The following is a 24,932-nucleotide window of genomic DNA, read 5'->3' on the forward strand; positions in this document are numbered from 1 at the left end:
AACTAGTTGCGTGCATATATTTGCAGCGCAGGGGAGCCAAAACAGCGAATGCGCGCCGTCAGCGCCGTCGAAAGACGGATGACAGCGTCGAGTTCATGCATAAATTTATCCATCACTTCAGGAGTTCGCGATTCTGTCAGACGATAAAAGAGTTCAACATAAATGGGATGTCCGCATCCCGGCCTGACATTGACAAAAATGATATGTATGTTATCCGGTTCTGCATTGAGGATCTCTGTACAGAGTGCAAAGCAAGTGCGGGTTAAGTCTTGAAAACCAGTGATTCTGTCAGACTGATCTTCAGAAATATAAAAAGTAATATTTGGCATGGTGATATGGATCCCTGGGACTGAGGCTACAGACGTGGTGTCTGCAACTGGGCTGTTATAGCTTCATAAAAGTATGCCCCGGATATTTCAGCGATCTGTGCGGCATTTTCACGCGGCAGAACGTAAGCGACCCGGCGAGGTGGAAGTTTTTCCAACCCTGAAGCCAGCATTTCAAGCACCCGATATCCCAGCTCTGTCTCGATAAAGCCTAATGGTTCTGTGCTGAGCAGCAGTATTTGGTCAGAAGATACGGCCGGAAAAGCCTCTGCACATTCATACAAATTACGGTGCCAGTCAGTGATGTGCGGCTGCCAGCGTGCGAAACTGCCCCCTCCTTTCTGTCGGTATTCTTTACTGGCGATGATGTCCGCACTGCTGATGTTATGAATCGCCAGGTAGACCGGGCAGCCGGGCGTCAGCGCCTTGAAGCGTTGAGAAGTACTAAAACCGGTAACAGAAACTAAAGCAGGCAGCTTTTCCTTGCTGTAAAACCCATTCCATTCATCCTCGCTTTCCGGGTGGGTATAGGAGCATTCTACGGTATAGAGCATTTGAGCCTCGGCATGATTGAGCGCGTTAGCGTATAGAAACTTACTGTGATTTTTTATCAGGATAAATGCATAATTTTAGTTTATGAAGCGATAATATTTCATCATTTAGTGACACATAGTCACTGATTGATGAAAAGTCCCACACGATCAGGAACTACTTATATGCGTAAAAAAATCCCCAGCACTGCCTCATTGCAGGCTTTTGAGGTGGCCGCGAGACACGGTAATTTTGCCCGGGCTGCAGAGGAGATGTCACTGACGGAAGGTGCGATAAGCAGGCAGATTGCCCGCCTTGAATCTCTGCTTAGCTGCAGGTTGTTTGACCGTAACGGGAGCCGCGTAAAACTTAATCCTGTCGGAGCACGCTATGCACATCATGTACGCGAGATACTTGAGCGGCTCGACAGGGATACCCAGTACATAAGTGGAATGCCTGAAGGAAGTAAAAGTCTCGAAATTGCCGCCCTGCCGACGTTTTCCTGCCGGTGGCTTATTCCCCGTTTAAGCGGTTTCAGGGCTATGCATCCAGATATTACGCTAAATATTGCTGTCAGAACCGACCCATTCATCCTTAATGGGAGTGGTTTTGATGCTGTGCTTCATTTTGAGGATCCCGCGTGGGCAGGCATGCACGTATGTTTTCTGTTTAAAGAACGTCTGGTCCCGGTGTGTCATCCAGCGTTGCTAACAGGTGGGGATATTTTTGAACAACTGAATGAGTTGCCGCGTATTCACCGGCGGCAGAATCCCGAAGCATGGCATAGCTATGCCCAGGAAAGCGGGATTGTTCTTGATAATCCGTCTCTGGGTCCAAGGTATGACCTCCATGAAATGGCAATCGCTGCAACACTGGCGGGTCAGGGGGTGGCGCTGGTACCGCGTATGTACATCGAAAAAGAACTCAATAGCGGAGCGCTTGTCACGCCTTGGCCGACATCAGACGCTTTGAGTAAAAACTTTTGTCTTGTAAAGCCAGTAGGGTCAGGAGTCAATAATATGGCGCTTCAGGCTTTTGAACGCTGGTTACAGGACGAAGTTATTGTTGGTAACGAACGAGAATCTTTGGTCGATAAAAATAATTAGGGTCAGCGTGATAAGAATCAAAGTGAATTTTTGCTCCACTGAGCATCAGGTTCTAAAAAGTACCCAAAAGAAAAGAAGAAAATAGCATCAAACATCTCGAACTAGAGGATTATTTTTTTAGCAAAAGATTCCTAATTATTTTAAAAATATAAATCAGATAGTTATGTTCTTATCGTACGTTTTCGTTCCATTGGCCATCAAACCCCACTACCAGCGAGTTTTTCCTCATCGACTACACCCTGTAGAACCACCCTGTGCGTGTTATGCACCAACCTGTCCAGGATCGCATCTGCAGTTGTCGGGTTTTCCATCAGCCCGTGCCACTTGTCTACCGGGAACTGACTGACCACGATGGTACTGCTTTGGCCATAGCGGTCTTGGATGATCTCCAGCAGGTCGTTACACTGTGCGTTGGTCAGCGGCTCCAGACCCATATCGTCCAGGATGAGCACCTGCGTTTTCTGCAGCTGTTTCAGGTGCTTCAGGTGCTTCAGCCAGCTGCCGTCAACACGACCCTGTCCCAGCATCTCCAGTAGCCGGCCCGTACGCCAGTACTGCACGCTGTGTTTCTGCCGGCACGCCTGCTCACCCAGCGCATTGACTATCCAGCTTTTTCCGCATCCCGTCGGACCGGTGATCAGCAGGCTTTTCTTATGGACGATATAGTGACCATTCAGCAGTTCCCGCATCTGTTCTGAGCGCAGCCCCCGGGAGACCGGGTAATGCAGCCCTCCGGGGCTGCCTGGTACTTCAGATTGGCGCTTTTTCTCAGCCGTGCAACGCGACCGTTTTCTCTGTTCAACAGCTCGTCATCGACCAACATCGTCAGCCGTTCTTCGAACGACAGCTCATCGTAGGTCTGCGGAGTTTCACGCTGACGTATCAGGCTTCCGGCCATCGCCGGGAGTTTCAGTTGGGTCAGTTTGTTTAACAGGTTATCGCTCATACTGTCTGTTCCTTTTGTCTGTTAGTGGTAGTAGCCCGGGCCATGCAGGTTTTCATGCTCAAGTGACGCCGCTGAGTGCCGTTCGCCCTGGCCGGACTGCGGCAGTTCCTGGTTCTCCCGCTGGTATCGAAGCAGGTTGTCAATGAAGCGTCTGTCCGGCGCGTTGTAGTGCCAGGCGACACAGCTGGCTTTTTCCAGCCGCTCTTTGCCGTATTTTTTCTGCAGCGCAGTCAGGCCGAGGACCGCGCGGTAGGCCAGCTCCGGATGGGCTTTCGCTTTCAGCATGGCCTCAACAACCCTGCCGGTGAACGGGCCGATACTGCATCCCATCTCGATCAGACGTTCTGGTGTCCAGGTCCCGTGCCCACGGTGCTGAGCCGGCATGTGGAGCGGATTGGTGGTGTGCTCATACTCATGCGAGCTGCGAGGATGCTATGCCACGCACTGCCCCTTGTGCCAGAGCTGAACCACCGCCTGGCCCGCCTTCAGCGACAGACGCTGACCGACCAGTTCATGCGGGACCGAGTACCAGTGACGGGCATATTCAACGTGGTAGTCAGGGCCGACCTTTACCGCTTTGTATTCGGTGTACTCATACGTCGCCAGAGGCAGCGGTGAGAGTGCCGGCGCATCCAGCATACGGAAGCGCTCTGCGCGGCTCTGGTTGCCGTACCCTTTCATTGGCCGGTTATTCATGTCCGTCAGCAGCTCACGAAGGCGGGTATTCAGCGACCTGAGTGTGTAGAAGGTCTCATTGCGGATGCGGGCAAGCAGCCATCTTTCAACGATGAGGACGCCGTTCTCCGCTTTCGGTTTATCTTTCGGCTTATAGGGACGGGCCGGGATGATGACTGTGCCGTAGTGTTCCGCTAATGCCTGATAGCTGTCGTTGATGACCGGCTCGTAGCGATCGGCCTTTTTCACCGCGCTTTTGAGGTTATCGGGGATGAGCAGCTTCGGCATGCTCCCCAGGAAGGTCAGGCAACGGCTATTAGCGTTCAGCCAGGACATAATGTCCTGGCCTTCGCACACTTCGACGTAGGTGTAATTGGACGCGCCCATCACGGCCACGAAGATGGCCACCCGGCGTATCTCTCCGGTATCCGGGTTGACGACGGGGACCGTCGGGCCGCAGAAGTCGATAAAAAGTTTTTCGCCGGCGCGATGCTCCTGGCGCATGGAGAGTCGGCGCGTTTTTTCCACTCCCGGTAGCAGCGGCAGAAGTGGGAGTACCCCATCGCCAGCTCACCAGCCTGAGCTTTGTACTCCATCCACAGCAGCTGCCGCGTCACACCCGACTTTCTCATCTCGGTATCGAAGTGAAGCAGGTCAGGCATTATCAGCTCTGATGCGGATGTGCCTTTAGCCGGGAAGATGAGTTTTTCAAGGGCGTCGTGAGACATCCCAGCGGGGAGGGGCCATGACAGAGAGGTAGCTTTAAAGCGGGTGAGGACTTCAAAAAAACCGTCGAGGAGCTGATTTTCATTGTCAGCCCGATACAACGGTTGGTCAGCTTCTGGTCTAACTTGAGCTGAAGGATCTTAAAACAGGTTTCCATGGAACTCCTGGCTTTTCTCTTTTTGGACATCGATGTCTCCATTGGCTCTAAAAACAGCAATGAAGATGACCTGCTCCCCATTGATTAATACACCGCGATGTTAGTAATGTCTTCATAAGCCACATGAGGACATTCCCATGAAGAAGCGTTTTTCCGACGAACAGATCATCAGTATCCTCCGCGAGGCTGAAGCCGGGGTTTCTGCCCGCGAGATCTGCCGTAAGCATGCCATCTCCGACGCCACCTTCTATACCTGGCGCAAGAAGTTTGGTGGCATGGAAGTACCTGAAGTAAAAAGGCTTAAGTCACTTGAAGAAGAGAACGCCCGGCTCAAGAAGTTGCTTGCCGAAGCTATGCTGGATAAAGAGGCGTTACAGGTGGCTCTGGGCCGAAAGTACTGACGACAGACCACAAGCGGGAAGCCGTTGTATTGATGTGTGAGGCGCCGGGTCTGTCGCAACGTCGTGCCTGCAGGCTGGCAGGTTTATCCCTGTCGACCTGCCGCTATGAGACGCAGCGTCCGGCTGCTGATGCGCATTTATCCGGACGCATCACTGAGCTGGCACTGGAACGCAGACGCTTCGGTTACCGGCGCATATGGCAGCTGCTGCGTCGCGAAGGTCTGGATGTTAATCACAAGCGCGTATACCGCCTTTATCATCTGAATGGCCTGGGCGTAAAACGCAGACGACGCCGTAAAGGGCTAGCAACAGAGCGTCTGCCACTATTGCGCCCGGCCGCTCCCAACCTGACGTGGTCGATGGATTTTGTTATGGATGCGCTGGCCAGTGGTCGCCGGATCAAGTGTCTGACTTGTGTGGATGATTTCACGAAGGAATGCCTGACAGTCACGGTCGCGTTCGGCATTTCAGGTGTTCAGGTAACCCGTATTCTGGACAGTATTGCGCTGTTTCGGGGTTATCCGGCAACAATAAGGACAGATCAGGGGCCTGAGTTTACCTGTCGGGCACTGGATCAGTGGGCCGTTGAGCGTGGTGTGGAGCTGCGACTTATTCAGCCTGGAAAACCGACACAGAACGGATTTATCGAAAGTTTTAATGGTCGCTTTCGTGATGAATGCCTGAACGAACACTGGTTCAGCGATATTATTCATGCGAGGGAACTCATTAATATCTGGCGGCAGGATTATAACGAATGTAGGCCACATTCTTCGTTGAACTATCAGACACCTGCAGAATTTGCAGCGGGATGGCGTAACGGAGAATTTGAGAGCAAACCAACCGACATTACTAACTGAGAGTTGTATCTAATCCTGGGGGCAGGTCAAAGACTGTGCTGGAAAGAGTTAATTCCCGGAGTGATCGACATGATGCCAATCAGTGATCGGATGCGTGCCAAATCGTGATCGATTGTGATGCCAAACCACGATCGGAGATGCATGCCAAATCATGATCGATTCGAATGCCAAACTTTGATCGATTTCGATGCCATTTTGCAATATCCTGGCCTGATGCAGGGAAGATCCGCCAGCCGGTTGCAAGAAGCATGCAAAACAACCGGAAAAAGCTCAAATAATGACAGCAGTACAGAGAGCAGGCTAACCCGGCGACATACAAACCGGATAGTGGTTAAATTTCAGCCAGTTGAATCCGGAGCAGAAATGGTTTCAATTTCCCATACGTGAACTGCTGCCATGGAACGTAGATCTCACCAATAAATAGCCGTCAAGGCGGCACGAGCTGATCGCTTACGTTAAACCCGTGGCGATTCAGCTTTAGTTGACCACTACACTTCCCGTGGAAAAGATAAAGAGGGAGTATTAATCCCTCTTTAGGTAACTATATTTATTTTTATTGTTTACATGAAGCGTAGTACTCAGCAGTACTAGATTTATATCCTCCTGCTAACATATCTACATAATAGATGACATAGGTTCCGGTGCTAGAGCTCCGATAAAGTTTTCCTACAGGCCAACCTATTCTTTTTGCCACCCCACCGCTCGCCCCATAAATTTCTAGCAGTGCATCTTTTGTCGGCAGGCTACAGTTTCTTTCGCTCATATTCTTATGTACCGCCCATACCTCACCATTTTCAGTATTTTCTTGTGGTGCGCCTGAATCTTCACCTTTAAGTTTTGGTCGCTTAACGCCATTCGAAATATCCTCCATATGACCCCAGTATTTTGCATATTGCGAATCTGGACTAGTGATGACAGTAAACGTGGCTTTACGGGTTATTGCATCCCCTTTGCTAGGTGTAATCAATATTGTGGTTTCTAGTCCCTTCCCGCTGCCATCACTAATTTCAAACGTTACCTCTCCATTCACATCACTTTCCTTGATGTCACTAGCTTTACCATCTATCCGAGCTGATGGAGACTCTGTACCACCTTTCCTATTCGTAGCGGAAGATACTTTTGACTCTATAGATATTCCTGAAACAGGACTTTTACCATCTTCATCGCTCGAAACCTTAACCTTCATCGTAATTTTTTCACCGACCTTGGCTTTATTATCCATTACTACGCTCATAAAGACCTTGTCTGCAACTATCGCTGTGTCCATAATCTTTGTGACAATAGCTCCTTCAGCTCCTGCTGCATTTACAGGCAATATTGAAAGTTCTATTTTATTCCCAACTTGTTCGGCGGTTGGCACATATGTAGGTACATCACCGCTTTTCACTATTGTGATTCCTTTATCCCTTACTTTGGCCGATGTTTCGCCTTCTTTTCCCCATAAATACTTTGATTTATCCACTATCTGTGATGAAAGATAACCAGTATCAAAAGCGTATGATGCCGATATTGGTTTGCCTACTGTAGCTTCACCTTTGATGACCACATTACTGACTGAAGGGTTGTCGTAAACATTAACGCTATAAAATGATGTTTCAGACGTTATTTCATAGTACTCATTCGGAAGTAAGTTAGCCGAAACAACTACACTGCCTATTTTCTTCAAACTAAGCTTTCCATCTTTTATCTCTGCAACTTCGACGTTCGAAGATCTGTAAGTAATCCCATTAGTAATCTCTGAAGGAGTTGGTGTTTCCGGAGGTTGTATATTAATCACTCCTTGACCTAAAAATTCATATTGCTCTGAATTTTTGAAGTTAAATATATATTGTCCTTTATTCAGAACATATGTGACATCTGCCGATGCAGCAATAAACTGTTCTGTTTCTGGCGTACTGACCGTAACAGTCGTTGTCCCCGGTTTTACTGGCGTAAGCTTACCAGTATTGTTTACGCTAACAACTGATGTGTCTTTAGTTACGTACGTAGCGGTGAGCTCATTCTGTACATCGCCGTTCGTATAGGTGGCAGTAATATTTCTTTCCTGACCATCAGCCCATACTGCAGTTATAGGGTCACCTGTTCCGGCCTTTAACCCAGGGTTTGCTTTAGACACATTCATTGTGTATGAGGCCATCGCCTGGTCATATTGCTCATTCCCGGGGGTATAAACAGAAATTCTGGCAGTGCCGGATTTAAGGAGCGTCACTTTTCCGTTCGCGCCAACAGTTGCCACACTGGTATCCGAACTCGACCACTTTTGCTCCACGCCCTCAGGCATACCGCGAACCACCTGAGATGCGGTAAAGTTTCTTGTCCATGTCACGGGTTGAACGGCATTATCAAATCGTAAATCTGGTGTAATGGCTCCGACCGTGACAGTAGCGGAGTTCCCAACTTTGTTACCGTCCACACGTGCACTGAGTGTGACCTGCCCCTTGGTTGTTGCAGTACCTGTTGCCACATAGCGTCCATTCTGCTGGTCCTGAACCTCACTGAGCTTAAAGCCAGCCAGCGAGTCTGCACCTTCAATTATCACCGTTTTTCCCGTGACCGGGTTACCCCAGTAGTCTTCCAGGCCGGTTGTGAGCGTGACCGTATCCTTACCGTCAGAGCCGATACTGGTTTTGTCTGCACTAAAGGTGGCGTTTTTTATATCCCCGGCGACAACGGTGACGTTATTAGCCTGGATATGGTTATCAGCATCAAGATACGCGGTCATCTGAAGAAGCCCTGCGGTATGGCTTTTCACTGTGGTGGTCGCAATACCTTTTTCATTAGTACGCGACGTTGGTGCATAGCTTTCCGCCTCGCCACGAAGCTGCCAGGAAACCACCACATTATTCAGCGGGTTCCCCTTAGCATCTGTGACTACAGCACTGTAGGTCACCCCGCTGGCGTCACCGGCTGTCAGGCTGGTTTTGTCCGGCGTAACCGCAGTCAGTTTCCAGCTGTCTGTATCGCCTTTCACCGTCAGTATCCGGCTCTTATTCAGCGCTTTGTCACCCACGTTAACAGTCAGCGTGGCAGAGCCTGCCTTGTCGCTGCTCACCGTCATTTTATAGTGGCCAGGCGCATTGCTGTTTTCCTGGTTTTCACCAACGGTCACATCATTATTATCGCTGTGACCACTGACGCTCTTCCCTGTAAGCAGGTTGCCATTACTGTCACGCAATGTCAGTGTCAGTGTGGCGGTCTCTTTTCCGGCCACAACCACTGAAGGTACCAGTGTCAGTTCTGAGCGACTTTCATCCACATCACCGGCACTGAATATCACGTCAGGCGCAGACGTGGTACCTGAAGGGAGAATAACCTCCACTTTGGCAGTCCCTGCGAGCTTCCGGCTCAGCGTGACATGTGCAGTGCCGGAATCATCCGTACGGGTCATCTGTGCGCTGAGTGTGCTGCCCTCATTTGCGCTCCAGGTGACAGGGAGCCCTGCTCCCAGAGCATTTTCGTTAATATCGGTCAGCACGGCTGCATACGTGACAACATCGCCTACGGTGGCAGAAGCCGGTGTGACGCTGATACGACCTTTGACTCTGGCAGTATCATTATCAGCCTGGAGCGTTATTGAGGCGGTATGATTGATGCGGATACCGCTGACGTCAGCACTTACCTGGGATGTACCTGCTTTTTTACCCGATACACTTGCCGCGTAGATGCCCGGTGATACCTCGCTGAAAGCGGATACGGTCATATTCAGGTCAGGCGTGAAACCGGCATTTATCCTGTCTTTCAGACCCGGGAGCAGATTCCCTTCGGCATCACGGGCAGTGACGCTGAGCGTGGCACTTTCTTTTGCTGCAATGATGCTGGACGGAGAGATACTGAGCGAGGATTTATCCGCACTGATATCGCCAGCGGTGAAGGTGACGGCTTTATTTGCCTGAACCGGCGCGCCACCACCCAGCATAGCTGAAACCCGGGCGCTGCCTGCTGCACGACTACTCAGCGTCATTTCAGCCACGCCGTTTTCATCTGTCTTACTCAGGCTTGAGGAAAGCGTTCCGAGAGTGGTACTCCAGCCCACCGCAACCCCTTTAAGTTTTGTATTGCCATTCTCATCCTTAACCTGCGCCCGAATCGTCACGGTTTCCTGCCCGTCAGCTCTGGCCGTATCCGGGCCGGGTACAGTCACACTGTCAATCTGCGCAGAGTCCTGGCTTGCCAGCAGCGCCAGAGGTGTCTGCAGATTAACCGTTCCACTTTCCGCCTTCAGAGTCCACACACCCTCAGCGGTTCCGGTGACCGCAGCCTGATAAACTCCCTCTCCCTTTTCCACTGGCGTAAAGTGGATACCCGAGGTTGTATCTGCGCTCCAGTCGATTGTTTTCCCGGGTACAGGGTTATTCCATTTATCGCGAAGCATAAGAGACGCCAGCGCTTTAGATTGACCGTCAGCCGTAATGGACTGAGGGGACACCGAAAGCTGGCTGTGGTCATTTTCTGGCTCTCCCGGACCAAAAGTCACCTGAGCCGAACCTTTTTTACTGTTATACAGTACGGCAGTGACCGTGGTGAGGACCGCCTCTGTTCCGGTAAGCTGTACCGTGGCCTTGCCTTCTGCATTCGTCTGACTGACGGTGTCACTCAGCAGGTTATGGCTGGTCTGCCACGCCACACTGGTGCCAGAGACCGGGTTGTTATTCCCGTCTACCACAGTGGCCGTCAGAATAACGGGTTGCGCCTGTCCTGCGGTCGCGGAAGTGGTACCTGCCGTCACGCTGACATTCGCAGTCTGTTCATCAGATTCGGCCGTGAGGACAAGCGACTTCATATCCCCCTTACCAAGCGATGCGGATACGGTCACCTCACCTGCATGCGTCGTTGTCAGGGAGGCGGAGACCAGGCCATCTGCACCCGTCACCGGGTGGGAGGCTGTAATTCCGGCATTATTGTTGTTAGTGAGCGCCACTTCCACACCAGAGAGCGGGTTACCATTGGTGTCAGTAATGCTGACTGTCAGTTCTGCTGAATCTTTACCATTGGCCGTCAGCGTCTGCTTGTTAGTGTTGAATGCCTTGATGACCGGGTTCTGCCTGTCAGCCACGAAGGTAAACGGAGAAGCATCCTTTGACGATGCATTCGTGGACGCAGTCACTACCACGTCACTGTACACCCGCGTACTGGTAACCCGTACTTCAGCAATCCCCTTTTCTGACGTGACGGTTTGCGCATTATTAAAGACGACGATGCTGCTGTCCTTACTGGATTTCCAGTCAACAGGAATACCGGAAAGTGGGTTTCCATTCTGGTCCTTAATGAGTGCTCTGAATGTCACAGCCGTTACACCGTCAGCCACACCGGACGCAGCAGCTGTATCAACAGAGGTCACAATGGCCGTTGCATTATTGCCGGTAAAGGTAGTCTCCTTTGAGACTGACTGGCTGTTCACGCTGGCAGCCACGTGCGCAATACCTGCAACAGTACTGGTCATCGTGGTGGTGACCATACCCCGGTTATCCGATTTGGCTTTCTCCTCAGCGAGCACTGCGCCATTATCTGCACTGAATGTCACCAGGACGTCCGGTACGGTATTGCCCTTCGCATCAGTCACCCGGGCTGAGACGGTTTTTTCTGTCTTTCCGTCAGCCAGGGAGACCTCAGGAAGAATGCTAAAATCTTTTTGCTCAATCCGCGCCGTGTTCTGGTCAGGACGGAAAGAGAGCTTCAGCGTCTTACTTGCCTTATTGTTGATACTGGCTGTAACGGTTTTTTCGCCTGCAAGCGATGAACTAACGGGAACAATGACTGTACCATCTGCTTCTGTGATGGCTGACTCTGCAACACTGGCACTGTTATCTGCCTGAAGGCTGACTGACTGACCGGGGACAGGATTACTCTGCGCATCGACAACGGTCACGCGAAATCTGTTTTGTGACTTACCATCAGCAAGGGCATTGTCTTCAACCACATCCAGATCGCTTACCATTGCCGTGGCATTGTCTGCTGTCAACTGGACATCTGCAGACGCAAATTTCGTATTACGGGCTGAGGGTGTAACCGTGAATGCTTCAGGCATCGTCCCGGAGGTGACTGTCATCACATATTCTCCGGCCGCGCGTCGGGTAAACGATGAAACGGTGGCGCTGCTGCTCCCGCGAAGCCTGGATGTTTTATCCAGACTGATTTCATTTTCAGCAATATCGACCGGGTGCCCTTCTTTATCATTTACCTTCAGGACAAATTCCTGCGTTGAGGTACCATCTGCTGGCAGTGTCGCTGCAGTCGGGGTTAGTGAACTTGTAGTAGTATCAATCGCCGCCTGTGTAACGGTAATCTGGGTATCCGCACGTCCGGATACGTTCCCTTTTTTATCTACGGCAACACCGCTGACGGTGTAGGTGTTAGATGCCTCGACGCCTGAACGGTAAACCGGCATCACCACCATCCAGTCACTCCCGTTCTGAGCTATTATACCTCCGGCGGCAATGAGCTGCGAAGCCGACCAGTCAATGCGCTCCAGCCCGTACTTGCTGTTGACGGATACCCCCAGAGATTTCTGCTCACCGGCATAGCCCGTCACCAGGTCTGCCGTCTTAAGGCGGATAACTTCTTTCTTGCGGTACTCCAGCACGATGTTGTTGTTGCGCTCCACCAGGTCATACCGGCTGCCGGCAAGACTGCGCATGGCGGCCACCACGTCAGGATTAATCTGGTGCTGCCATGGCATGCCCAGCTGGTAGTTCATATCGACGCTGAAACGGGTATCGCTTTTGCCTGACTGCCCCTGCCTCTGCTCTGCACTGAACGTCAGCAGCGGCACCGGCGTGTAATTCACGCCTGCCGTGACGGCGTGCGGATTTCGCTGACGGTTGTCCCTGCCAAACAGAGCCACCTCATCACCGTAGTACTGCTCATAAGTCAGCTTACCACCCAGCTGCGGCAGGGACGGCAGCCAGTACTGCGCCCGGACATCCCAGCCGTTAGCCGGACGAGCCTCGTAGTCCTCAAGGTCAGGCGCGTTTTTCCAGCCCGTCAGGCGGTGGTAGCTGTTGACACCCAGCTTCAGGAAGTCACGCCAGTACTCTCCGCCCAGTCCCAGCCGGGCATGCCCCCGGGACAGGTCGTAATCAAGAAAGCTGTTAGCACCCAGCATCCAGTCACCGGCGAACCAGCGGTACCCTAACCCCAGATTAGACTGGGTGCGGTCATCGGTCCGGTGAATACTGCCCTGGGTGAAGACAAGCCTGTCCTTTTGTTCGTACAAAGGGACAAGCAGGTCAAGCTGCGAGTTTTTGAGGGAGAAGTTTTTATCCGCATCCAGCTGTACGCGGGCAGTTCCGAAGCGGCTCAGCCATTGCTGGATTTCGGCGCCAGCCGCACCGCCCGCCATACCCCGGGCCATGGACGCAGCCGCGTCACTTTTTGCGCTACCGGAGAGAAAACTACCAGCTTGTGAGGCGTAGCCTGCAACTTTGTTCGCCTGCATGTCTTCACTATTATGACCTGATACGGATGCGGCCGGGACATCGTCCCAGCGCACTTCCGGGAGTGGGGCCACAGGAACATCCAGCTCGTCACCTGCCTGCAGGTGGTCAAAGCCACGCGCGAAAGTACGGAACTGGTTCAGGGTGCGCAGTGAGTCCAGTGGCATATTGTACTTTTTGGCCACTGACGAAACGCTCTCCCCTTCCCCCAGGATGTACACCCGGGTCTGCCAGTCTGTCTGCGCCTGAGACTGCAGAAAACGGCCATCACTGCCCGCGCTGGCGACAGCGGGGGTAAAGGCCCCGGCCAGTGGGAAAGCTATCTGAACTCCGATATTTATCCAGGCCAATATTTTAAGATGCAAAGAAAGTTCACGAGAGGGGGTATATCTGTTCATCACGGAAAAACTCCATAGCAAGATACGGCAATTGAAAGCCGATTTACTCCATTAATATTTGAATTGCGTTTTTTTAAAAGAGGGCTGGCCTGCACGGCAAAAATTAAGTTTATCGTAAAGTCTTTTCCTGTATGTATACACCGTAGATGCTTTTAGTCCCTTCTCTAAAGCAATAGTTTTGACATCCATACCATTCGCCATGAGCTGAAGGATTTTGAACTCATTTTTACTCAGTACTGGCTGTGATGAATATGTACTTAGGCGTCTTTTACAGGGATTAAAAACTTTAAGCTCACGGGCAATACATTCAATGCTTATATTTGATTGAAATACCGCAGAGATACAACTGTGGTTATTATAGAGGTGGTTGGCTAAAGGGATAAGATTATTGCTACATATTACTATGTTTTCCCTTTCATTTGAAACAGGCATTTCAATAACAAATGGATAAAGTAAAAGCTCATGAAGGTTGATAAAGTAAAAATCATCTCTACCCAGTCGGGCAGTTAGTTCTTTTACTCCTAACTCGAACAAATAGTCTGTGGTTGGCCAGCAGGTCCCTTCAGCCATTGCAACTCTCCTGATGCAGCATCACTTAACGATATGAATTAATTGAATATTATGTGCGTGAAAGCAGAAAGACTCACGCAGCATTACAATCACCTTACGGTATCAATTCTAACGGGATTGCATTATACACAAAACGAAGAGATCGTCAAAAGCGATCAATATACAAAAAGATATAGTCACAACCTATCAAAAATGGCTGTAATGATCGGTTTGAACGATCTATTTATGCAGGGCTTTCAGGTAGTAATGCTATATCCATAATGACAAAACCAAAAAGCCAGCAGGGAGTATTTAAAGATAATGCATAGGTAATATTATTTTAAAATTTACTGCTAGCGCTCTATATTTTTCTTTTTATATTAAATGATAATCAACACATCTTTAATGTAAAGCAAACAACTCAAAAAACAGACGTTTAATATTTTTAGATCTAAAGAAAAATATAGAAATAGCTTCTTCAATTTTAACCCCAAGAAGATACCGCCACAGAAACCCCAGATTAATTTAAATATAAAAACAGGTTCATCGTAGTAGTGGAGAAAGATGATGAAAGAGACTACCCTTGACTGACTTTAATACTGTAAAATTAGGTATTAGCACGAACGAGGACTTTGAGCTTCTTTAGATATTTGGCTATGTTGGTTTATTCAACTTTATGGGGTTCTACGCAGGCACCCCTTATTTTTACGTACGAACAAATAAGGGGTTTGACGCTCAACGGAACAGTTTCACACGTTAAGGTCTTTTTGTCCGATAAATCATAACATTATGGACAGTGAAAAACGTGCCTAAAACGGTGTATTTTTAATAGGCAAATGGCATTTAACGGACACCACTGTCCATTAGTCGAGTTTTCAGACGACCATTCTCGCCTAACGTGAGTTTTCGTTCGACTGAGCATCAGACCCCATGAACTATTCGCAGCCTTCTGGCTCTCCCCTAAAGGAGCATTCAGGCTAAAGGGCGAACAGATAGATGGCAGCTTTATGCTGAATAACGAGACGTATCTGGTCGAAGCAAAATGGCACAGCGCCAAAACCGGTAATGCCGATCTTCACGTCTTTCAGGGTAAGCTGGAACAGAAAGTTGCCTGGGCACGTGGCGTGTTCATCAGTTGGGCAGGTTTTACACGGGACGGTCTGGAAGCATGGGGGAAGGGAAAGCGGGTTATCTGCGTTAGCGGCTATGACCTTGTTCTAATGCTGAAAAATAACATTAGTTTCAGGATGCTAATGGAAGAAAAAATTCGCCGAGCGGCTGAAACCGGAAGTTTATACGTTAAGATCGACGAAATTTATCCGAATATCATTAAATAAGGGGTTTGATGCTCAGCGTAACGATTTCTATCGTGAGATTTCACTCGACTAACATCACCCCTTAAGATATGAAGCAATGATGAGGTAAGCCTGTGCCGTAAACAAGCTTACCACTTACTTTTAGATATCTTCAGCGTCGTAGTATTCAGCCTGTTCAGTATCAGATACTACATTGGTAATTTCAAAATCCTCATCAATGAAGATCCATTTTTCATCACGCCATAACAAACCTATGTTGGCATCGACTTCAAATTCAGAACCTGAGTAGGCATGATCTGGCAACTGATCCCCTTGATAGAGGAAAGAGACCTTCAAGTTTAAAATTCCTTTATTTTCATCATAATGCGTTTCTGTCACAGTCAGGTCTTCCACAGTGAAGCCCTCTGCATTTGTGGAGGCGATCTCGCCTGAAAGTTCGTGCTCTACTGCCATTTCAAATGCAGCATAAGGACCATCAGTATAAGTATCGTAGTAGTTATGGATTACATCCGCGAAATCAGAATCACCAAATGCAGCCATCAACAAACGAGGTTCCAGCGGTGCGTATTTTGCTACCCTGTTAAGTTCATGATAGTTTGAAAATTTTGACTGCCTAGCGATGATTTCTAATGCCTGACTGTGCGTGAGTACAGAACTGGCACGCGCCATCTTTTTGGCTTTAGTGCTGATGATTTTGAGACAAGAATAATGTGACATGGCCGTTCTCCAAATTTTAGACGCTTTTGGAAACCGATAGCCTGCTAACCGGACTCCGCGCGTCACAAATGTGGGCGAGCCAGGTATTGTGTGGGTAGAACCTAAAACTGATGGGCTATTGCTTTGCGAGACAGGCGCCAGGTGACCATCACCACCTGCCGCTATGATGGCAAAATCGTCTTGTTAAGTCAAACCAGACAATATTTTTGCAGAATGCAGAATGCAGAAAGAGAAAAGCCACCCATAGGATGGCTTTTCCGGTACTAACTTTGGCGCTCAGGTCCGAAGAAATCTGAGCCTTGATGGAAAAATAGTATGCTAATTTGACGTATACGTCAACCGTAATAAGATGGAGCAAAATAGCGGAGCCGTGTATGAATCTGGAAGACTACATCTCAGAAGAGCGTCTGAAAATCTATGAAAGCATTCTGAAGCTTAAAAAAGAAGAAACAATAGAAGCGTATAACTGGAACAAAGCATTAAGCAGCGCCATGCCCCCCCTCATGCACTGCCTTGAGGTCACTCTAAGGAACAGTATTGACTATAGCATACGTCATACCCCACCTCCTGGAGCAGATCCGGCAGGTGCGCCGGCACTGTATCGGACAGACAAAAACTGGATTTTTGACCTGTTTCGTTACTTGGGCGATAAACAATTCATCAGGCAGAATAAGCGCTATAAATTCGATTCGAACGGGAAAATACAGTATCTGGCAAATGGCTTTCCGGCGTATAAAACGACAACCTGGGAAGAGAAGACTATCAGGAAGGTATCCAAACGTATCACCGATGCTGGTAAGCAGGTAACAGCTGAGCGTGTTATATCAGGGCTCGATTTTGGCTTTTGGACAAACTTACTGACAAGCTCATATGAAGACCCACGCACCAGGACATTACTATGGCCAAATCTTTTGACCGAGGTGTTTCCAGGTGCTCCCGCGGGCACTAAGCGGCATGTACTTGAGAATAAATTCAACCAGATAAGGGAGCTACGGAACAGGCTCTCTCATCACGAGGCTATCTGGAAGTTCCAATATGAAGATCCTCGTACTGGAAAACCAGATTACAACAATCCCGTGTTTGGTCTAAATGCATCGCTCATTTTGTTGTCAAAAAACTATGACAACATGCTGGAGTTACTTAAATGGTTAAGCCCGGACAGGTATGAATCATTTTTGGATAATGGACATGATTCCCGCTTTAGAATTCTATGTACAAAAGAAGGGTTATACAGCTTTGTCCGCCCAACAAAAATATTAGACTCGTTAGATATTGGTCAGAACCGACAGTTGCTCAAGCTACTTAAAAACCTGAAAAAGAACAAAGCGTATAGACTGATGGACAGGAAAAAACTGGTAGCCATAATCGGGCAGGATTATCTACGCCGTTAACTCAAAATCAGACAGCACCCGATACAGAGGTCGTCTAAACATCCCTCCCTGGCTCTCCCTGTCTGGCTATCAAAGTAAACAGGTGGGGCAGGGAGGCGTCCCCTTCAGGCTCTGCCTGCCAGCCACAGCGATCAAACAGCTTCATCACCCCCGCTACGTTCCCCGTCAGACGCGCTGTCAGCGGATTTGTCTGTCTGCCATCATCGTCAAAAGCTACATCGAGGTTGGTCCGTGAAAGATAAATGCCGTTGACGCCGGTATTCAAAGCCACGGCATACCGGCCGGACCATTCCCGATCGCCCAGCAGGCGGTAGTTCCAGTGCATATCCTTTGCTGTCTCCAGGGCATACGTCAGCCGGAACAGGTCGTTCTGCTCAGACAGTTCGCCTGTGCAAGATCGCCAGAGGTAGTTCAGTTTGCTGGCCAGCTTCGCACTGACACCCAGCTGGCGCCCCTGTTTCAGAAGCCACTCTATATCAGGAGTAACATCTCGCGAAAAACGCCGTTGCTTCAGTGCGGTAGCCAGCCAGCGGGTGAGAAAAAGGTTTTCCTGCGTCGGTGATAACACATCACCTTTTTGTCTGGCCAGCGCAAGCGCCACCAGGGCACACCAAGCCAGGTGGCCCGATTTTTCTGTCAGCGTCACTGCGTTTCCTTCTCCTTGCTGTTCCTGGGTATTCATGCATCACTCTGGCATATTTTAACCGTAAAGGAGGCAGCCAGTCATATGAAACTAAGCGATTACTATAAATTTATTCAATGCCTTCCATAGTTAATCAGCTAAAGAAATGAATATACGTTCACTGTCATATATATTTATTATCCTTTTAGTTTTATCTTTATTCCAGTGACAACGACCTGCAAAAATGATTGCTGCCCCTTCGAGACTTTCAGAATCTGAAATACTGAATTTTTCAAGAATGGCATCACGCAGGCCGCCTAATGGTATTCCAACATCCCTGCATTCAGCAGGATTAAGCCATTCAATATCATTATTCGAGTTATACAGCGTTCCCCAGTAAAACCTGAGTGCATTTTTAGTCATGGGTTCAGCATCAGGAAATTTCACAAATAAGTTTTTAGCTTTATATTTAAAGTCGCCAAACGGGATGATCGTATCAGACGTCGCCAGTCCTGTCCCCCGGATTAAGCTGTGCAGTATTTTTTGAAGTGAAACTGTCGGAACTCGCTTTTGTTCTGACTTTATGGTGTGGACTTTATTGTGCCCCGTCCCGGTTATCTCCGTTTTACCGCTTGTACCAGACGGTTCGCTGCCTGCTGAAGAAGCACTGTCAAAATTGAAGCTTATTTTAATTGTATCTGACTCTGCGATTATCTGCTGAACTTCAGAAGCATTTCTGACTTCCCTTAGCCGTTGCGGTGAGAGTGTATTTTCCCTGCAGGTGCAATACCGGGATCCAAAACAGGCCTGTTTGCCATCAACACTTTTTTTCCTGTAGAATGCCTGTTCACGGCAACCAGGGCATACCAGTGAATGCCTTAAATTCTCTATTTCTTTCTCAGGTAATTTTTGGAAATCGATAACTGAGTAGCACTTATCGACACCACCAAAAGTACAAATACTATTAAACATAGTAAAGTCACCACCTGTTATTTTGTTATTTAACAGATAATTAAAACCCGCTCAATATAACACATTACTTTTTTTCTCTTACCAGTTGAGCTCTTCTCAGCGCATAGCCCAGGCGTAATCTTTTTCCGCATAGTTGTACAGCCGGTAAGAGTTCTGCTCGTCGCCACCAATAAAAATACCGTTATCCATAATCCCCTCGGCCAGCCGCTGCGTATACCGGTGCGCAGCCTCATCCAGCTCAGCCCGGCTCCCCCACGCGCCCTGCTGCTTACGCCAGTTCAGCCGCACGGCTTTCAGCAGGCGGCACATCTGCTGGCAGATGAAGTAGCAAGCGACGACGTTGCGCGCATCCCCCACAAAGACCACATCGCTGTCCGGATGCATCATTTCGTTCCACAGGTAGATATCGTAGCAGCCCAGCATCATGGCCACTCGCTTTGCGACAAAACCGCCATACCAGTAATACGCGGTGCGGGGAATGTTCAGCCGGCGGCTCTCGGCAACATTACCGGTGTGGAATGACAGCAGGCCAGATTCCGTCAGTTCCCGGACCAGCACCTCCAGCACCCTGTGCCAGTCACAGGTTTCACTGCGCTCAGACAGCGCTGAAAAGTACCGGCTGACAATGCCGGCAATCTGTTGTTCCGGCACGGCGTCACAATTCTCTGTCTGAAGGGACAGTTTACGGCACAGTTCCTCGCGCTCCACCAGGGCATTCAGCATGTTCTCAGATGTCACGTTCTGTGCGGTGGCCAGTGTCGTGACACGTTCACGCAGGCCGTCAGAGAGAAAGACGCCAGCTCCGGCAGCCACCGCCGACGGTATCCTGACATGGCGTGATACGGGCTTGTAGATTTCACCGGTCTCAGGCCTGATTTTCAGGCCTGCCTTAAGCCAGCGGCTCAGCTCCTGGGGAAGGATATCCGGGTTGTCCTTCAGAAAGCGCGCCCGGTTTCCCCGGGTCGTTCCGTACACGCTGTCAATGTAGTCGGTCAGCAGCATATCGATATCCACAGAAGTGTTTATAAACACAATCGTTTATATCACAGGCATACCGGACTGGCGAGCAGTGCGCAGCCGGTCCACTGAATGGCGCGAAGCGACATAGAGGCGCCAGCTGATGGTGAATATGGCACTGTGAGTGAGTGGCGCCGTAGCCCGGCGCAGCCGGTTACATTGTTGATAGGTTCCACCAATCCATTCCTTCGCCCTGCCAGACAAAAACCCGCAAAAAGCGATACAGAAGCTTCTGTGCGTTGTCGGAGTGGTCACGACAAGGCGAAGCCGCAGTCGGGGCGTATCTCCGCGTTAGCGGGCCGTGAGGGCCGCTTACGGGCGTGTCACTCAAAACCTGCAACAACACTACTTACAGCGATTCAAGACCCTAGTTACAACATCCATCATTAAAAGCGACATCACTCCCGGCCTTTGGCCGGGGGCGGGGCCGCTTTTCAGTGGTGGGGAGGGGCTGTCCGGTTTCAGACGTGTGCTGTTGGTGCCTTTTGGAAAGTATTTCGTATGTTGTAACTACCGGCGTGCTCGGGGCCCGTCGCGTAGCGATGGGAGCTACTTTAGGTAGTTATCGAACCGGCGCGGACGTAGTCCGCTGCAAGGGCGGACATTCTCAGGAGCCTGTCCACAGGTCAGGCGACGAACAGGTTATTTATTTATATGAAAAACCATAAAGGTATCTAAAAGAAATACAGAGCAGGTTTTTAAAAGAAACCACGCACTTTGAAATCAGGTCGGCTGGCGCTCTGTAAGCATAACGGTTGTAACCTTATGGAAAGGTCCCTTGCAGTTATTTGTGGGTAACTGAATCTGGCGACCAGATATGGCCACTCTGATGCAATTTCTGGCCATTCTGATGGCGGAATGGGATGAATTTCAGGGAGGACGGGCGTCATTTCGTGCAGAAAACCGTCAACGATGGACTGCAGACGTGCGAAACCCTCCGGCGCCAGCCGGATTTTTCACACAGGAAGGGTTATATGGGGACGGTGGCCAGCCGCGTGTAGTTGTTGCCGCGCGACATCAGCATGCGCTCTTTCACGCGCCGATCCAGCTCCCGCTTCATGGCATCAAGACCGCCGGTGAATCGCCCGCTGGCGTATTCCCGCGTCAGCTGTTGCTTCACCAGGGTCACAATGTCCTTACGGGTTCTGTCCGCGTCACGTCGCGCACGGGCGCGTTTTAGGCCATGTAACTTACGCTCGGACTGGTAGCTGCGGAACCGTTCGCGCACAAAACGCCAGGCCTTCGCTATCAGCTCGTCCATCTCCAGTGGCTTCAGGTTCTGCTTCTTACGCTGCTGATTTTCCCATTCGACGCGGCTCCGGCGTGCGGCCACAACAGCAACGTCAGAGACGTCGAGCGCGGAGAACAGTGCCGGCGTGAAGGTGATATCGGTCGGGATGTTGCAGCCAATCTGCGGGTCATACTCGGTCTGGTAGGTAATCAGCCCCAGCTCCGCTATGAACTTCAGCGCCCGCGTGGCACGGGTGATGGACAGATTGCCACTTTTTGACTCGGTGGCCAGACCGCACTCGATGGCCAGATTGGTGATGGAGCGCTGTACACGATTGGCCAGCGGGTCATAGTGGAAGCACAACCCCTGGAGCAGTGCATCAATGGCACGACGACGCAGCAGAGGCGGCATCCGGTGACGTTTACCCAGCGAGCGTACAAACGCCACATGGACGGAAAAGTCAAAACGGGACGTGAAGCCCTCAGCTTTCGCCATCAGCTTACGACAGAACGGCAGGGTCTTTTTCCCTTCTCGCGGCGTGAATACCGGATTCGGGTTTTTGACCTGACGATAATGGGAGAACAGGGTCTGAGCGTCAGTCACACCTTCCCGCACTTATGTTGCACGGAAGGAGCAAATGGCGCAGAAACAGGTGTTGAACTTTTCTGAGCATAAAACTATACTCCCTGCATAGAGCAACAGCTTCTATACAGTTTAAGTAGGCCCCGTTAATCTTTCGTTCCCGCCAAGAAATGAGAAGATTATCGGGGTTTTTGCTTTTCTGGTTCCGGGTAGACACCTCATCAGAACCAGTTCCCTGCCACCTTACGGCGTGGCCAGCCAAAATTCTTCAGACGATCAGTAATCTAGCATTGAACATCAAAAAGTAAAGCCTTTACTTCAGCAGCCCCTGTTCACTAAGTTCCCGCTCGATGAGTTTTTCAATGAACTGGGCCTGAGTTATCCCTTCCTGATCACACAGCGCAATCATGCGATCTTTAAGAGGGTTACGGATAAAGACTTTCACTTCTTTGTGTGTAATCCGCTTTCGGGCTACAGCCGCTAACTGCTTCTCAGAAGCAGTCATCGGATTACCTTTTCGGTAAGAACGCTTTTCTTTCAATGAGGAAGTTACTGCATTTTCGATCTGCGACATCTCTGCCTCCTCAAGGATCAAACAAGGATCGTTTCGCAGAGGATACTACAGATATCTGAAATCAGCGACTTAACTTTACGCGTAAGTGTGAGCCATGTTGGCGCATGACTCTCCTGGATGGATGTAGATTGCGGATCAAATGACGATGCGACTTAGTATGAAGAATGCCACTCAGTTCCTCCGTCCCAGCGCGACTGCCAGTGCTGAAGGTAGGTTTGTGCCACTTCCGGCACCTCATTAATCACCAGCACATTCTCGCTATTCCTCGATGCAGCAGAGCGAGTGTAGTTAAAGCTACCAGCCTCAACTGTATGATTATCAACAATAATGACTTTGTCATGCATGATGGCGTAGCGACCGTTGGTGCGCAGCGGAATTCCCGCGCTCACCACGACGTTCATCGCCGCCTGGCTGGCTTTGCTCCGGTTGCCCTTTTCATCGAGCACTATCTTCACATCCACACCACGGTGTTTTGCCCTGACAAGCGCACTAACCACCTCCGGAGACGTAAATGAATAGCCCATCAGCCGAATTTCCTGCTGTGCTGACTCAATCGTCTTAAGGACCAGCTGCAACGCGCTGCCTTCAGGTGAAAAGCCGAACTGAACGGAGGATGCCGCTGCTGCGGGCTGAATACAGCTCAGCGAGAGACATACCAGACCGGACACGGCCAGCTGGCGAAAGGTGAACTTACGCATTAAATAACCTCAGAAATACTGTTCGGATGTGTTAACCAGAAACGCCGGAGACGGGGAAAACTTGCTTTTACCCTTCTCCGGGGTTGGACAACTGAGCACGGCGAAGGCGTCAGTCTCTTTTAGCGGTATCAGGTGGCGGACGCCTGATTATTTTTTGGTATCGCCGGCAGCCTTACTGATGGCCTGCTGCAGGGCCTCCGCGCTGGTGTATCCCGGGATAACCGTCACGTTATCAGCACTGGCGCCGGTTGACGGGAGAACCACCAGGGCCGGGGTACCGCTGAAGCCCAGCTGCTGCGCGAGTGTGTTTATGCCATCCAGGGTCTCCTGAACGTCAGGGGTTGTTTTCGCATCGAACTTCACGGCTTTTGCGGCCGCGCTGATATCAGCATCGGTCAGCTTGCCCTCGTTGTGGCCGGTGGCGTAAATCGCGTTGTGATAGTTGAGGTAAGCATCGGCCCCCTTCTGCTTCCAGACCTGGAGCCCGGTTTTCGCCGCGCTGAGCGACGCCGGCCAGCGCTGGCCAAATATCGGGAATTCCTTGAACACAAAGCGCACGTCCGGGTTAGCTTTTATCACTTTCTCCAGTTCCGGCGCCAGGCGGGCACAGTAGATGCACTGGTAATCAAAGAATTCAACGACCGTCACTTTCGCATCAGCATGACCATATGATGGTGTGCCTTTATCGTTCAGCAGCGCTGCCTGATTCTGAACCACGGCGGCCGTCATCGCCTGCTGCTTCTCCTCCTGCTGTTGAGCCTGCAGCTTCTGGCTGACCTCAACCAGCACTTCCGGATGAGCCAGCAGGTAGTCTTTCGCGATTTCACCAATGCGGGCTTCCTGCTCCGGGGTAAAGGCAGCGGCAGGTTTCTCTGCTGCCCCCGCCACGCCGGAGACCAGAAGGCCAGCGGCAAGCATGACTGAAAGGGTTTTATTCATGTTCATCCTGTGTTTTTATCTTATCTGTTGTTATCAGTTCGTTTCGTGCACGGGTGGCGACGTTTCTGACCGCCCTGCGCATGTGTTTGGCGTGCTCCTGAGCCCTGCGCTCCACGGCATACGCCGCCTCCTCCGCACTCACCGCTGCGACCGGTTCACCGGCAAGGTTTTTACGCCACGCGCCCACCGTCATGGCGCCCAGATACGCATCCGAGCGGGTGACGACGGCAAGGCAGCGTTTCAGCGTCTTCACGGAAACCTCCAGCCCGCGTCGGCGAATGTCATTGACCATCGCCTCCCGGATGTTGACCGCCAGGAGCTGCGGCTGGCCGTCCGTCACCAGGGACGGCCAGCAACGCTCCAGGAGCGCGAGCGCGTCCGCAAGCGGCATGACCTTCCGGTACACCGGTTCCGGGGCAGGCTTGCGCCTGGCCGCCCGCATGGCCTCCCGCTCCTGCGCCTGTCGCTCTGCCCACAGCCGGGCTTTCTCTGCTTTTCGGGCGGCTTTCTCATCTGCCTGCGCCTTTTTCGCGGTCTCATCCACCGCCTGCTTCCTGACCTTCCAGGCAGGCGTCGTGTTCACCACCACGGTCTTTTTACGCGTGACCCGTCCCGGTCCCGCACCGTCCGTTTCACTGTTGTTTACGGCACGCTGACCTTCTGGCTCCGTCTTACGGCGCAGCGTCAGCGTGGGGCGCCCCTGCTCTTTCATCCTGCCTCCGGATAAATCTGTTTCACGTGTATTCCCCTGAGTGCCCCTATTCTGAC

Annotated in this window: 17 protein-coding genes and 3 pseudogenes; 4 read left to right on the forward strand and 16 right to left on the reverse strand. The window is 50.7% G+C overall.

All coding sequences use genetic code 11. The annotated features are described in order from the left end of the window. Nucleotides 1-2 precede the first annotated feature (2 nt). Together WFK85_RS20805 and WFK85_RS20810 are read right to left on the reverse strand one after the other, a co-directional pair. Nucleotides 3-329, reverse strand: coding sequence for a hypothetical protein (locus tag WFK85_RS20805; RefSeq protein ID WP_336709113.1), 327 nt, complete (start codon nucleotides 327-329; stop codon nucleotides 3-5). Between the two features lie 26 nt (nucleotides 330-355). Continuing rightward, complete coding sequence (locus WFK85_RS20810; RefSeq protein ID WP_336709112.1) at nucleotides 356-880, reverse strand: sugar ABC transporter; 525 nt, start codon at nucleotides 878-880, stop codon at nucleotides 356-358. Nucleotides 881-1,042: 162 nt separating this feature from the next. On the opposite strand from WFK85_RS20810, the gene WFK85_RS20815 reads away from it, so the two are divergent. Next, a complete protein-coding gene (locus WFK85_RS20815; RefSeq protein ID WP_336709111.1) occupies nucleotides 1,043-1,963 on the forward strand; it encodes a LysR substrate-binding domain-containing protein in 921 nt (306 codons plus the stop codon). Between the two features lie 197 nt (nucleotides 1,964-2,160). Here WFK85_RS20815 and istB read toward each other — a convergent pair. Continuing rightward, nucleotides 2,161-2,909 (reverse strand): annotated as a pseudogene (istB, locus tag WFK85_RS20820) (IS21-like element helper ATPase IstB). A gap of 21 nt (nucleotides 2,910-2,930) precedes the next feature. Continuing rightward, nucleotides 2,931-4,467 (reverse strand): annotated as a pseudogene (gene istA, locus WFK85_RS20825) (IS21 family transposase). 137 nt (nucleotides 4,468-4,604) lie between these two features. On the opposite strand from istA, the gene WFK85_RS20830 reads away from it, so the two are divergent. Then, a protein-coding gene (locus WFK85_RS20830) for an IS3 family transposase (protein ID WP_336709109.1) occupies nucleotides 4,605-5,725 on the forward strand; the annotation gives its coding sequence in 2 pieces (ribosomal slippage) (nucleotides 4,605-4,863 and nucleotides 4,863-5,725; 1,122 coding nt in all). 553 nt (nucleotides 5,726-6,278) lie between these two features. On the opposite strand, the gene WFK85_RS20835 is transcribed toward WFK85_RS20830, so the two are convergent. Both WFK85_RS20835 and WFK85_RS20840 read right to left on the reverse strand, forming a co-directional pair. Continuing rightward, a complete protein-coding gene (locus WFK85_RS20835) occupies nucleotides 6,279-13,556 on the reverse strand; it encodes an Ig-like domain-containing protein (RefSeq protein WP_336709107.1) in 7,278 nt (2,425 codons plus the stop codon). Nucleotides 13,557-13,607: 51 nt separating this feature from the next. Then, nucleotides 13,608-14,126 carry a helix-turn-helix domain-containing protein gene (locus WFK85_RS20840; protein WP_336709106.1) on the reverse strand — a complete coding sequence of 173 codons (519 nt, stop codon included), beginning with the start codon at nucleotides 14,124-14,126 and terminating at the stop codon, nucleotides 13,608-13,610. A gap of 911 nt (nucleotides 14,127-15,037) precedes the next feature. Here WFK85_RS20840 and WFK85_RS20845 point away from each other — a divergent pair. After that, nucleotides 15,038-15,442: pseudogene (locus tag WFK85_RS20845) on the forward strand (restriction endonuclease); the annotation flags it as partial. Nucleotides 15,443-15,562: 120 nt separating this feature from the next. Here WFK85_RS20845 and WFK85_RS20850 read toward each other — a convergent pair. Continuing rightward, the gene (locus WFK85_RS20850) at nucleotides 15,563-16,138 is read right to left on the reverse strand and encodes a hypothetical protein (RefSeq protein ID WP_284963605.1); all 576 of its coding nucleotides are present in this window, start codon (nucleotides 16,136-16,138) and stop codon (nucleotides 15,563-15,565) included. A gap of 374 nt (nucleotides 16,139-16,512) precedes the next feature. Between WFK85_RS20850 and WFK85_RS20855 the strand changes: the two genes are divergently transcribed. After that, the gene (locus WFK85_RS20855; protein WP_336709104.1) at nucleotides 16,513-17,529 is read left to right on the forward strand and encodes an Abi family protein; all 1,017 of its coding nucleotides are present in this window, start codon (nucleotides 16,513-16,515) and stop codon (nucleotides 17,527-17,529) included. A gap of 34 nt (nucleotides 17,530-17,563) precedes the next feature. On the opposite strand, the gene WFK85_RS20860 is transcribed toward WFK85_RS20855, so the two are convergent. From WFK85_RS20860 to finO, 9 genes are all read right to left on the reverse strand, one after another. Then, nucleotides 17,564-18,175 (reverse strand): DUF2913 family protein, encoded by a 612-nt coding sequence (locus WFK85_RS20860; RefSeq protein ID WP_336709190.1) that lies wholly within the window; start codon nucleotides 18,173-18,175, stop codon nucleotides 17,564-17,566. A gap of 126 nt (nucleotides 18,176-18,301) precedes the next feature. Continuing rightward, nucleotides 18,302-19,123: a hypothetical protein gene (locus tag WFK85_RS20865; RefSeq protein WP_336709103.1), complete on the reverse strand. Its 822-nt coding sequence runs from the start codon at nucleotides 19,121-19,123 to the stop codon at nucleotides 18,302-18,304. A 96-nt stretch (nucleotides 19,124-19,219) separates the two neighbouring features. After that, a complete protein-coding gene (locus WFK85_RS20870; RefSeq protein WP_336709102.1) occupies nucleotides 19,220-20,125 on the reverse strand; it encodes a hypothetical protein in 906 nt (301 codons plus the stop codon). A gap of 985 nt (nucleotides 20,126-21,110) precedes the next feature. After that, complete coding sequence (repA, locus tag WFK85_RS20875; protein ID WP_336709100.1) at nucleotides 21,111-21,986, reverse strand: incFII family plasmid replication initiator RepA; 876 nt, start codon at nucleotides 21,984-21,986, stop codon at nucleotides 21,111-21,113. Continuing rightward, entirely contained in the window at nucleotides 21,967-22,044 is a 78-nt protein-coding gene (tap, locus tag WFK85_RS23675; protein WP_072201924.1) for a RepA leader peptide Tap, read from the reverse strand. The genes repA and tap overlap by 20 nt, the downstream gene beginning before the upstream one ends. Nucleotides 22,045-22,266: 222 nt before the next feature. Further along, nucleotides 22,267-22,527, reverse strand: a complete 261-nt coding sequence (locus WFK85_RS20880) for a replication regulatory protein RepA (protein ID WP_336709098.1) — start codon at nucleotides 22,525-22,527, stop codon at nucleotides 22,267-22,269. A 152-nt stretch (nucleotides 22,528-22,679) separates the two neighbouring features. Next, nucleotides 22,680-23,225, reverse strand: a complete 546-nt coding sequence (locus WFK85_RS20885; RefSeq protein ID WP_336709096.1) for a phospholipase D family nuclease — start codon at nucleotides 23,223-23,225, stop codon at nucleotides 22,680-22,682. A 147-nt stretch (nucleotides 23,226-23,372) separates the two neighbouring features. Then, the gene (locus WFK85_RS20890; protein WP_336709094.1) at nucleotides 23,373-24,164 is read right to left on the reverse strand and encodes a DsbA family protein; all 792 of its coding nucleotides are present in this window, start codon (nucleotides 24,162-24,164) and stop codon (nucleotides 23,373-23,375) included. After that, entirely contained in the window at nucleotides 24,157-24,876 is a 720-nt protein-coding gene (finO, locus tag WFK85_RS20895) for a fertility inhibition protein FinO (RefSeq protein WP_336709093.1), read from the reverse strand. The genes WFK85_RS20890 and finO overlap by 8 nt, the downstream gene beginning before the upstream one ends. Nucleotides 24,877-24,932 lie beyond the last annotated feature (56 nt).

Source organism: Cedecea sp. VD22 (genome assembly GCF_037150195.1).
Taxonomy (GTDB): domain Bacteria; phylum Pseudomonadota; class Gammaproteobacteria; order Enterobacterales; family Enterobacteriaceae; genus Cedecea.